General features: G+C 73.4%; 9 protein-coding genes. 6 read left to right on the top strand and 3 right to left on the bottom strand.

Features of this window, described 5'->3' with window-relative positions:
• Window positions 1-278: 278 nt before the first annotated feature.
• Window positions 279-1,124 (bottom strand): aldo/keto reductase, encoded by an 846-nt coding sequence (locus ACFXGA_RS37605; protein ID WP_378097086.1) that lies wholly within the window; start codon window positions 1,122-1,124, stop codon window positions 279-281.
• Window positions 1,125-1,233: 109 nt separating this feature from the next.
• Between ACFXGA_RS37605 and ACFXGA_RS37600 the strand changes: the two genes are divergently transcribed.
• Window positions 1,234-2,118: a LysR family transcriptional regulator gene (locus ACFXGA_RS37600; protein WP_378097083.1), complete on the top strand. Its 885-nt coding sequence runs from the start codon at window positions 1,234-1,236 to the stop codon at window positions 2,116-2,118.
• Here the strand turns inward: ACFXGA_RS37600 and ACFXGA_RS37595 are convergent.
• Window positions 2,062-3,024 (bottom strand): pentapeptide repeat-containing protein, encoded by a 963-nt coding sequence (locus ACFXGA_RS37595; protein ID WP_378097080.1) that lies wholly within the window; start codon window positions 3,022-3,024, stop codon window positions 2,062-2,064. The genes ACFXGA_RS37600 and ACFXGA_RS37595 overlap by 57 nt on opposite strands.
• A gap of 565 nt (window positions 3,025-3,589) precedes the next feature.
• On the opposite strand from ACFXGA_RS37595, the gene ACFXGA_RS37590 reads away from it, so the two are divergent.
• Together ACFXGA_RS37590 and ACFXGA_RS37585 are read left to right on the top strand one after the other, a co-directional pair.
• Complete coding sequence (locus ACFXGA_RS37590; RefSeq protein ID WP_378097077.1) at window positions 3,590-4,411, top strand: SAM-dependent methyltransferase; 822 nt, start codon at window positions 3,590-3,592, stop codon at window positions 4,409-4,411.
• 96 nt (window positions 4,412-4,507) lie between these two features.
• Window positions 4,508-6,667 (top strand): putative bifunctional diguanylate cyclase/phosphodiesterase, encoded by a 2,160-nt coding sequence (locus tag ACFXGA_RS37585; RefSeq protein WP_378097074.1) that lies wholly within the window; start codon window positions 4,508-4,510, stop codon window positions 6,665-6,667.
• A gap of 73 nt (window positions 6,668-6,740) precedes the next feature.
• Here the strand turns inward: ACFXGA_RS37585 and ACFXGA_RS37580 are convergent, their stop codons facing one another.
• Complete coding sequence (locus ACFXGA_RS37580; RefSeq protein WP_378097071.1) at window positions 6,741-8,588, bottom strand: glycoside hydrolase family 15 protein; 1,848 nt, start codon at window positions 8,586-8,588, stop codon at window positions 6,741-6,743.
• A 107-nt stretch (window positions 8,589-8,695) separates the two neighbouring features.
• Between ACFXGA_RS37580 and ACFXGA_RS37575 the strand changes: the two genes are divergently transcribed.
• From ACFXGA_RS37575 to ACFXGA_RS37565, 3 genes are all read left to right on the top strand, one after another.
• Window positions 8,696-9,277, top strand: a complete 582-nt coding sequence (locus tag ACFXGA_RS37575; protein ID WP_378097069.1) for a DUF3558 domain-containing protein — start codon at window positions 8,696-8,698, stop codon at window positions 9,275-9,277.
• 107 nt (window positions 9,278-9,384) lie between these two features.
• The gene (locus ACFXGA_RS37570) at window positions 9,385-9,777 is read left to right on the top strand and encodes a transcriptional regulator (RefSeq protein ID WP_378097066.1); all 393 of its coding nucleotides are present in this window, start codon (window positions 9,385-9,387) and stop codon (window positions 9,775-9,777) included.
• 36 nt (window positions 9,778-9,813) lie between these two features.
• A partial coding sequence (locus tag ACFXGA_RS37565; RefSeq protein ID WP_378097063.1) for a PPE domain-containing protein occupies window positions 9,814-10,907 on the top strand: 1,094 nt, incomplete at its 3' end.

The raw sequence follows: 10,907 nt of genomic DNA, 5'->3' as shown, positions 1-10,907 counted from the left end.
TGATTTGTTTATTTGAGAGACCCCAGCCTCCCGCCCCCCCGGCCCGGCGGCCGGGCGGCGGCGGTGGGCCCCCCCCGGCGGGGCCGGCGGGCGGGGCGGCGCCCCCCCCCCCCCGGTGTTCCGCCCTCCGCGGCCGCGCGTCGCGGTGGTCGCGGAGGGCGTCCGATCGTGCGGTGGAGGGTGTGTGACGCCATCGAACGTCCCCCATCCGGTCGGCGGTGCTGGTGCGTCCGCCCCAGATCGTGGGGCCGGACGCGCACCGCCGCATCCGCAGGGTGTCACCCGTCCAGGCGCTTCAGCTCCTCCTCCGTCAGCCGCAGGTGCACCGCGTCGGCGGAGTCGGCGATGCTCGCCGGCCGGGACGCGCCGGGGATCGGCACCACCTGCGGCGCCTTGGCGAGCATCCAGGCCAGGCACACCTGCTGCGGGCTCACCCCGTGCTCGCGGCCGACCTCGGCGAACGCGGTGAATTGGTCGCCCAGCTCGCCCGCCGCGCTGATGCCGCCCAGCGGGCTCCACGGCAGGAAGGCGATGCCCAGCTCCGCGCACAGCTCCAGCTCCGGCTCGCTGGAGCGGAACGCGGGCGAGAACTGGTTCTGCACGCTCGCCAGCCGGCCGCCGAGGATCTCGTTGGCCTCGCGGATCTGCGCGGGGTCGAAGTTGGACACGCCCGCGAGCTTGATCTTGCCCGCGTCGAGCAGCTCGGCCAGCGCGCCGACCGACTCGGCGGTCGGCACCCTCGGGTCGGGCCGGTGGAACTGGTAGAGGTCGATCGCGTCCACGCCGAGCCGGCGCAGCGACGCCTCGCACGCCGACTTCAGGTACTCCGGCCTGCCGTCGACCTCCCAGCCGCCGCCGGGGGTGCGGGTGTGGCCGCCCTTGGTGGCGACCATGACGCCGTCCACGCCCTTGAGCGCCTCGGCGATCAGCTCCTCGTTGTGCCCGAAGTCGCGGTCGTCGGCCGAGTACGCGTCGGCCGTGTCGATCAGCGTCACACCCTTGTCGAGCGCGGTGCGGATGGTCTCGATCGCGCGGGCGCGATCGGGCCGGCCTTCGAGCGACATCGGCATCGCGCCCAGGCCGATGGCGCTGACCTCGACTCCTCCGATACGGCGAGTCAGCATCGTGCTCGTACCTCCGTCTGTCGCGGTTGTGCCCCTCCAGCTTGGGCGGTCCGTATTAAGCTGTCCAACAGAAGAAGCTGATGCCATTCAGCAGTACGGGTGATGAATCGTGGAACTCCGGCAGCTCGAGTACTTCGTGGCCGTGGCCGAGGAGTGCCACTTCACCCGTGCCGCGCGGCGGATGCACGTCGCCCAGTCGGGGCTCTCCGCGTCGATCCGCGCGCTGGAGGTGGAGCTGGGCGCGCCGCTGTTCGTGCGCAGCACCCGCCAGGTCGAGCTGACGCAGGCCGGGCGCGCGTTGCTGGTCGAGGCGCGGCGCGTGCTGGGCACGATCGACGCGGCGCGGGACGCGGTCGCGGCGGTGCAGGGGCTGCTGCGCGGCACGCTGGCCGTCGGCAGCATCCAGTGCCTGCACGCCGTGCACCTGCCCGCCGTGCTGGCCCGGTTCCACGAGCTGCACCCCGGCGTGGAGCTGCGCCTGCGCCAGGCCGGTTCGGGCGAGCTGGTCGACCTGGTCCGGGCCGGCCGGCTGGACCTCGCGTTCGTCACCTCCGGGCGGGTCGGCGACGACCTGAAGGTGTCCACCCTGTCGAGTGAACCGCTGGTGTTGGCGTGCGCGCCGGAGCTGCCGTTCGCCGAGCGCGGGTCGGTGCGGCTCGCGGAGCTGTCCGGTCAGGCGTTCGTGGACTTCAACCCGGGTTGGGGCACGCGCGACGACGTGGACCGCGCGCTGGCCACCGCGGGCGTGGACCGCAGGGTCGCGGTCGAGGTCAACGACGTGCACTCGCTGCTCGACTTCGTGGGCTTCGGCCTCGGCGTGGCGCTGGTGCCCCGGTCGTTCGCGGGGAAGCCGACCCGGGCGCGGTTCGTGGAGCTGGTCGACGCGCCGACCGCCGACACCGACGTGGTCACCGCGCCGACGGTGAGCGCGGCAGCGTCAGTCCTGCTGGACATGGTCCTCGAAGCCGGTCGGGGTCTGCCCGTCGCCGGTTAGCCGCCACCCCGCCGGGTCCACCCGGAACGCCGTGCCGGCCAGCACCTCCAGCTCGCCGACCAGCCGGGCCGGCGGTTCCGGCGACACGTGCAGGAACGTGCCGACCCGTGCGCCGGTGACGTCGAGCCCCGACTCGAAGCGGGCGTCCTGGAACGAGATGCCGCCGTCGAACCGCCCGTCCCGGAAGTCGACCCGGCCGTGGAACTCGGCGCCGGAGAACAGGGCGGGCTTGGTCAGCTGGACCTCCCGGAACGCGGTGATGCCGTAGAACCGGGCGCGGCGGGCGACGAGCCGGCCGAACCGGCGGCCCTCCAGCCGGAAGTGCACGAGCTTCGCCCCGGTCAGGTCGAGCTGGTAGGGCGTCCGGTCCGGGTCCGCGCCCCACGGCAGCAGGTCCGTGACGAGCCGCTGCGCGGTCATCCGGACGGTCATCTCGTGGTCCTGCTCCGGCGGCACGTCGCGCTCCTCGCCGAAGAACGCCTGGTCCGGGTCCTCCGCCTTCGCGGTGAGGGCGACGTGCGCGAACGGCCGCCGCAGGTAGGCGCACAGCACGCTGAGCACGGTCTGCTTGTACCGGGGCGTGCTCCGGGCCAGGTCCGCGAGCACGTGCATCGCGCCGACCCGGACCTGGTCGGCCTCGCTGCCCAGCAGCTCGACGGCCCGCGCGAACCGCTCGTCGGCGACCTTCTCGCCCTCCAGCTCGTGCCGCGCCTCCTCGGTGCGGCGCCGGCGGTCGTTGAGCCACAGCGCGTACAGCGCGACGACCGCGCCGCCCGCCAGCCCGCCGGTCTTGACCGCCTCGGCCTTGGGCTGCTTCGGGTCGACCAGGAGGAGCACGGCGGTCGTCACGACCGTCACCACGACGGCGGCGAGCACGCTCGCCGCCAACAACCAGCGTCCCCGCACGTCGGCTCCCCGTCCGTCCCGGCGGCCCCGCCGCCCCGTCCCACCCGGCGTCGCCACCGGGCATTCGCCCGATCGAGCGAATCGTCCGCCGGTCGTCCGCCACCGAACGTGTTCGACCCTCACGTTCGCCGCCCGCCGCCGGCGACCCCGGTGTTCCGCCGGTCCCCGTCCGCGTGACGCCGCCGGCCGACGCGCCGCGGCGCGTGCCGGACGACCGGGAGGTCGCCCGCGCGGCCGCCCGCCCGGTGCCCGAGTGGACCGCCGCCGACCTCGGACAACGACCCCGCGACCAGCGGGAACGCCCCGGGTGGTCCGGTCGGGCCCCGCTCCGGCACGTCCCGCCGGCCCGGTCCCCGCACGACCCGCGACCCGGTCGCCGCCGTCGCGGCCACCGCGCCCGCGAGCCACCCGGATCCGCCGGAAATTCATTCTTCCCGGTGATCAGCTCGGCGGTGGCGGATTCCGAACCCACAGGGGAGGGACAGTGGGCCAACTCACCGGATTGGCCCATGATGTGGGTGTCACCGCGACGGTGTGGCACGGGCACGGCGAGGAGAGCAGTCGGGTGGACAGCGTGGATCGGCCGAACTGGGCGCCGGGGGACGTCGACCTCGCGCGCCCGAGCATCGCGCGGGTCTACGACTACTGGCTGGGCGGGGCGCACAACTTCGCCGTCGACCGGGTGGTTGGCGACAAGGTGCTGGCCGACGTGCCGGTGCTGCGCAGCGTCGTGCTCAACCACCGGGCCTTCCTGCGGCGCGCCGTGCGGTTCATGCTGGCGCGGGGCATCCGCCAGTTCCTCGACCTCGGCTCCGGCATCCCCACGGTCGGCAACGTGCACGAGATCGCGCAGGCCACCGACCCGTCGGCGCGCGTGGTGTACGTCGACATGGACCCCGTGGCGGTCGCGCACAGCCGCGCCATCCTCACCGGCAACGAGCTGGTGAACGTGCTGCAGACCGACGTGCGCGACGCCCCGGAGGTGCTGTCCTCGCCCGAGGTCAAGGGGCTGCTCGACTTCGACGAGCCGGTCGGCGTGCTGATGATCGCGCTGCTGCACTTCCTGCCGGACGCCGAGGACCCGGGCGGGGTCGTGGCGGCCTACCGCGACGCCCTCCCCGGCGGCAGCTACCTCGCCGTCTCGCACGCCGGGTTCGAGGAGGGCGACTGGGACCCGGCGTGGGACGAGGCGAAGCGGGTCTACGACCGGGGCGTGAGCGAGATGTGCTTCCGCTCCAAGCACGAGGTGGAGGCCCTGTTCGACGGGTTCGAGCTGGTCGAGCCGGGGGTGGCGCGGCTGCCGCTGTGGCGGCCGGAGTCGCCGGACGACGTGGACGAGAACGCCGCGCACTTCGTCAGCTTCGGCGGCGTCGGGCGGAAGCCCTGATGGACGCCCGGGAGGTCGGACGCCGGGTCGGCCGGGTTGTCGACCGCGCGGCGCGACCGGCCGTATCCTCTCGGTTGTGGCGGTAGGCCGACGGACATGACGGAACAGGTTGACCATCTGGTGGCAGCACCGGGCCGATCGAACCTCGACCCCGCCGTACTGGCCGGGGCGGAGTCCTTCGCCCGCACCTGGGCGACCGCCGTCATCGGGAGCAGCTACGTCCCCATGACGCGGGCCGAGGTCGCCGAGCACCTCCAGGCGTTGACCGAGGTCCTGGTGCAGGCGCTGCACGCCAGCCCGTTCCGCACCGCGCCGGGCTACGAGATCGGCGCGCGGCTGGTCGAGGCCCACTTCACCGGCACCGACACGCTGGGCCGCACCGTCCAGCTCCTCGGCGACGACCTGCTCGCCGAGCTGGGCATCCAGCCGGACGAGCTGATGCGCTCCCGGCTGGCGGCGTTGCAGGGCGCGCTGGCCGCCGGGTACGCCCGCGCGCTGCGCGAGCGCACGCTGGCCGAGCAGGAGGCGATCCGCGCGGCCGTGCTCGACGCCCGCGACCAGGCCGAGGCGGCGTTGCGCGCGTCCGAGGCGCGGTTCCGGGCGATGTTCACCGAGGCGGCCATCGGCATCGGCATCGCCGACATCGAGGGCCGGATCCTGGACGTGAACCAGGCGTTGCAGGACATGCTGGGGTTCAGCGTCGAGGAGATGCGGCAGTACAACATCCGCGACCTCATGCACCCCGAGGACGGCAGCAGCGTCTGGCGGCTGTACGACCAGCTCACCGCGGGCGAGTGCGACCACTACCGGGCGGAGAAGCGGTTCCGCCGCGCCGACGGCGAGCAGGTGTGGACGCACCTGACCCTGTCGCTGGTGCGCGACGACCACGGCGAGCCGCAGTACCAGGTGGCGATGATCGAGGACGTCACCGACCGCCACCTGCTGCAGAACCGGCTGCGCTACCAGGCGTTGCACGACCCGCTGACCGGCCTGCCGAACCGCGCGCTGTTCCTGGAGCGCCTCAACCGCGTGTTCGCCAACCGGGCCCGCCGCCGCGCCGGCCTGTGCTACCTGGACCTGGACGGGTTCAAGGTGATCAACGACAGCCTCGGCCACGACATCGGCGACCAGCTGCTGGTCGAGGTGGGCAGGCGGCTGGACCTCTCGGTGTCCGGCGAGGGCAAGCTGGTCGCCCGGATGGGTGGCGACGAGTTCGTCATCCTGGTGGAGGGCTCGCAGGACACGCAGGACATCGTCGACGTGGCCGACCGGGTGCTGCGCGAGCTGGAGTCGCCGATCCGCATCGGCGGGCACGAGCTGACCGTGTCGGCGTCGATCGGCATCGTCGAGCGCGGGTTGTCCGGCACCACGGCCGCGGACCTGATGCGCGACGCGGACATCACCCTGTACTGGGCGAAGGCGGACGGCAAGTCGCGGTGGGCGCTGTACGACCCGGAGCGCAACGCCAAGGAGGTCGCCCGGTTCACCCTGTCGGCGACCATGCCGGCGGCGTTGGAGCGCGACGAGTTCTACGTGGACTACCAGCCGCTGGTGCGGCTGGAGGACAGCACCGTGGTGGGCGTGGAGGCCCTGGTGCGCTGGCAGCACCCGGAGTTCGGGCGGCTCGCGCCGGACCGGTTCATCGAGCTGGCCGAGGAGACCGGGCTGATCGTCCCGCTGGGCCGGTGGGTGCTGCGGCGCGCGTGCGAGCAGGCCCGGCGGTGGCTGGAGGAGTTCGGCGAGTCCGCGCCGTTCGTGAGCGTCAACCTGGCCGTGCGCCAGTCCCGCGACCCGGAGCTGGTGCGGGACGTGAAGCGGATCCTGGACGAGTGCGCGCTGCCGCCGAACCACCTGCAGCTCGAACTGACCGAGAGCGCGATCATGGGCACCGCCGACGAGCCGCTGGAGGCGTTGCGGGCGCTGTCGGACATGGGCGTGCGGATCGCCATCGACGACTTCGGCACCGGCTACTCGAACCTCGCCTACCTCAAGCACCTGCCGGTGCACGAGCTGAAGATCGCGGGCTCGTTCATGGAGGGCCTGCGGGCGGCGGACGAGGAGGACGCGGTCGACGTCCAGATCGTGTCCACGCTCGTGCAGCTCGCGCACGCGCTGGAGCTGGGCGTGACCGCCGAGGGCGTGGAGACCCCGGCGCAGGCCAAGCGCCTGCACCGGATCGGCTGCGACACCGGCCAGGGCTGGTTCTTCGCCAAGCCGATGAAGCCCGCCGAGATCGACGAACTCCTCCGCCGCTAGGCGGGGTCCACGACCACCCGCGCGTCCACCGGGCGCGACGCCGGCGGCGCGCCCGGGACGACCTCCGCGGCCCTCACGGCGCGTCCCCGCGGTGGCGCTCCTCGCGGGTGTGGCCGCCGAACAGCACCGCCGCGCTGTTGACCAGCGCCAGGTGGCTGAACGCCTGGGGGAAGTTGCCGCACATCCGCCCGGTGCCGGGGTCGTGCTCCTCGGCCAGCAGCCCCACGTCGTTGCACAGGTCCACGAGCCGGTCGTACATCGCCAGCGCCTCGTCCCGCCGCCCGGCCAGCGCCAGCGCGTCGACGTACCAGAACGAGCACGCCAGGAAGCTGCCCTCCACCCCGGCCAGGCCGTCCACTTCGGACTGCCCGTGGGACGTCTCGTACCGGTCGACGAGGTCGCCGTGCCGGAGCACCCGCGAGATCGCGTCGAGGGTGCCGAGCACCCGCAGGTCGTCGCCGGGCAGGAAACCGACGGCCGGGATCAGCAACGTGGCCGCGTCCAGCTCGGTGCCGCCGTAGTACTGGGTGAACGCGTTCAGGTCGGCGTTCCAGCCCTTCGCCTGCACCTCGGCGTGCACCGCGTCGCGCAGCTCGCGCCACCGGTCCACCGGGCCGGGCAGGTCGAACTCCTCCACCGCCCGCACCGCGCGGTCGAACGCCACCCACAGCATCACCCGCGAGTGGGTGAAGTGCCGGTCCGGCCCGCGCACCTCCCACAGGCCCTTGTCCGGCCGCTCCCACACCTTCTCCAGGTGCCGGATCATCCCGCGCTGCATGGCCCACGAGTCGGGCGTCTCGCCGAGACCGCGCTCGCGGGCCAGGTGCAGGGCGTCCATCACCTCGCCGTACACGTCGAGCTGGAGCTGCCGGTAGGCGGCGTTCCCGACCCGCACCGGCCGCGCGCCCCGGTACCCGGGCAGCCAGTCGACCTCCCACTCCACCAGGTGCCGCTCGCCGCCGAGACCGTACATGATCTGCAGGTCGGCCGGGTCGCCGGCGACGGCGCGCAGCAGCCACTCGCGCCACGCCACCGCCTCGTCGGTGCAGCCGAAGTTGTCCAGCGCCAGCAACGTGAACGTGGCGTCGCGCAGCCAGCAGTACCGGTAGTCCCAGTTGCGCTCGCCGCCGAACGTCTCGGGCAGCGACGTGGTGGGCGCGGCCACGATCCCGCCGGTCGGCGCGTACGACAGGCCCTTCAGCGTGATCAGCGACCGCCGCACGACGTCCGCGTGCGGCCCGTCGTAGGCGATGCGGGAGGACCAGGCGAGCCAGAACGCCTCGGACCGGGCCACCTCGGCCACCGCGTCCACCGGCGCGGGCGGCCGGTCGGGCGAGAACGCGAACTCCATCACCCACGACAGCCGCTCGCCCGCCGAGACGGTGAACTCGGCCTCGTGCGCCCGCTTGCCGTGCACCCGGTACGGGAGCCGGTCGCCGTACAGGGCGACCGCGGACGGCCCGGCGAGCGCGACGATGCACTCCCGCCCGTCCCGCTCGCCGCGGCGCACCCAGGGCACCGAGTCGGCGTAGGCGAACCGCAGCACCCACCGCAACGACATCTCGACCTGCCCGGACACGCCCTCCAGGACCCGCACCACGCGCGTGTCGGCGTCCCAGTCGTCCTGCTCGGGCGGCATGGTGTCGATCAGCCGCACGACGCCGTCGACGGTCTCGAACTCGGTCTCCAGCACCAGGCTGCCGTCCCGGTAGGACCGCCGCACCGCCACGACCTCGCCGGTGGGCGCGATCCGCCAGTGCCCGTCGTCCTCGGTGCCCAGCAGCCGGGAGAAGCAGGACGGCGAGTCGAACCGCGGCATGCACAGCCAGTCGATCGACCCGTCGCGCCCCACCAGCGCCGCCGTCCTGAGGTCCGACAGCAGCGCGTAGTCCTCGATCCGCCCCGGTCCCGTGTCTCCCACGGGACCGACCCTACGTACCGGCGTCCGGCCACGCGCGTTGTCGCCGGCCGCGTCGCGTTGCCCGCAACGCGCCGTGCGGGCGACGGCGATCCGATACGTTGGTGCGCATGCGCCGTGTCGTGCCGCTCCTCGCCGCTCTGGCCCTGCTCGGGGGCTGTTCACAGTCGACGGACGGGTCCGCGAACCCCGGTGGCGCGACCTCCGCGACCACCACCGCGGCGGACGGCGCCACCTCCCGGCCGACGTCCGCGTCCGAGGAGCCGGCCCGGCGCCCGAAGACCGTCAACGTGGACGACGTGGACCCGTGCGCGCTGCTGACCGAGGCCCAGCGCGCGGAGTTCGGGCTGGACCAGCCGCCGCAGCCAGGCGGCCAGGCCGGCAAGAAGAGCTGCACGATCAGCCGCGGCGACCGCCGGTACTTCGTCAGCGTCACCGCCGACACCACCGCCGGCCTCGACGACTACGCGACCTCGGTCGGCAAGGTGACGGAACTGCAGGTCGGCGGCTTCCCGTCGCTGCTGATCGAGTCGACCACCCAGCTCGGCGTCTCCTGCTCCGTCGCGGTGGACGTCTCCGACGGCCAGGTCGCCGAGGTGCAGGCCAACAGCGTGGGCGAGACCGACGTCCCCACCCTGTGCCAGGTCGTCCAGCCGGTCGCCGCGGCCGTCGTGGCGAAGTTGGCCGAGTAGAACTACTCCCTTTGCCACGGGAACCGGTCACCCGCGTCATGCATCAGAGCTAAAGTCGTCCCAGATGCACACGCTGGGGTATGTGCAGCACTGAGGAGGGGTGTGCCGTGTTCATCGCGGATGGTGGTGGCGGGGGAACGACGCCGACGACGCTGCCCGACTACAGCGGGGCGCAGCGCAAGTTGAGCATCGAACCCTCGGCGATCCCGGCCGCGCGCAAGGTGTTCGTGGACGCGTTGAACCAGCTCGAAGCGAGGCTCTCCGACGCGATGGAGCAGCTCCAGGCGAAGCCGTGGGCGGGCGACCCGGTGAGCGACGAGACCGCCCAGCGGTTCAACCAGGAGACCTTCGAAGCGGGTGACTCCGCCGGCCTGACCGCGCTCAAGGCGTACCGCGAGCAGCTCAAGGGCGTGGTCGACCAGCTCACCGCGATCGAGGCCGACTACCGGCGCGTCGAAGGCGACAACACCGCGTCCTGGGGACGCGTCAACAACGGCTGACCTTGCTGACCTACGCACCCGAGGGGGGCGAGCACGATGGGTGACCACCGCTGGCGCGGGTATGCCCACCCCGATCTCTACCGGATGATCAACGAGGGCCCGGGCGTCGCCGCGTCCCGACCGCTCGAGGACTCCTGGAAGTCGCTGTCCGAGGCCCTGGGGGAGATCGACACCTCCATCCAGGAGGGCCTGGCCAAGCTCGGCGCGAGCTGGGAGGGCGACACCGCGGACGCCACGCAGGCGTCGCTGTCGCCGCTCGGCGCGTGGGCGGCGGACGCCCAGCAGGGGTCGAGCACGATGGAGGCGTCGGCCCAGCTGCAGGCGGAGTACATCGCGAACGCCCGCAAGGAGATGCCGGAGCCGGTCGAGGTGACGACCGAGGCGCCGTCCCTGGGCGACAAGATCCTCGGCGGGCTGACCGGCCCGATCGGCATGATGCACGTCATCCAGCAGCAGCAGGACCACGAGCGGCAGGAAGCGGCGCAGGACAACGCCGAGGCCAAGGCCGTCGCGGTGATGAACAACTACCAGTCCAGCAGCGAGTGGAACGCCAACACGCTGGGCACGTTCGTCCCGCCGCCGAAGGTCGTGATCGACACGCCGCCGCCGGCCGGCGCGGGCGAGTACAACAACTCGAGCGCGAACTACACCGCCACGCCGAGGTGGACGCCCCCGCGCGAGAGCGGCGGCACCACGAACACGTCGTGGGCCCCGCCGCCGACCGGCACGCCGGTGCCGGGCGTCACGCAGCTCCCGCCGACGGGTGGCACGACGAACCCGACGTGGGCGCCGCCGCCGACGGGCACCCCGGTCCCGACCCCGCCGCCGACGGTCACCCCGCCGGTGAACACCCCGGTCAAGCCCCCGTTCGTCACCCCGGTGCCGCCGCCCACGTGGACGCCGCCGAAGCCGCCCGGCAACGGCCCGCAGCTCCCGCCGAAGGTCCCGACCGGCCCCGGGTCGCGTCCGGGCGTGCCGACCGGCCGGCTGCCCGGCATGCCGGGCGTGCCCGGTGGTCCCGGCCCCCACGGCCCCGGCGGCCCCGGCGGCCTGCGCCCCGGGATGCCGGGGATGCCCGGCTCGGCCGGCGTGCCGGGCTCCGGCATGCCCGGCGGCGGTGCGCCCCACGG

It is taken from the genome of Actinosynnema sp. NPDC059335, from assembly GCF_042752395.1.
GTDB lineage: Bacteria > Actinomycetota > Actinomycetes > Mycobacteriales > Pseudonocardiaceae > Actinosynnema.
The sequence above is the reverse complement of the archived record's forward strand: the minus strand, read 5'-3'. Positions and strand labels throughout refer to the sequence as shown.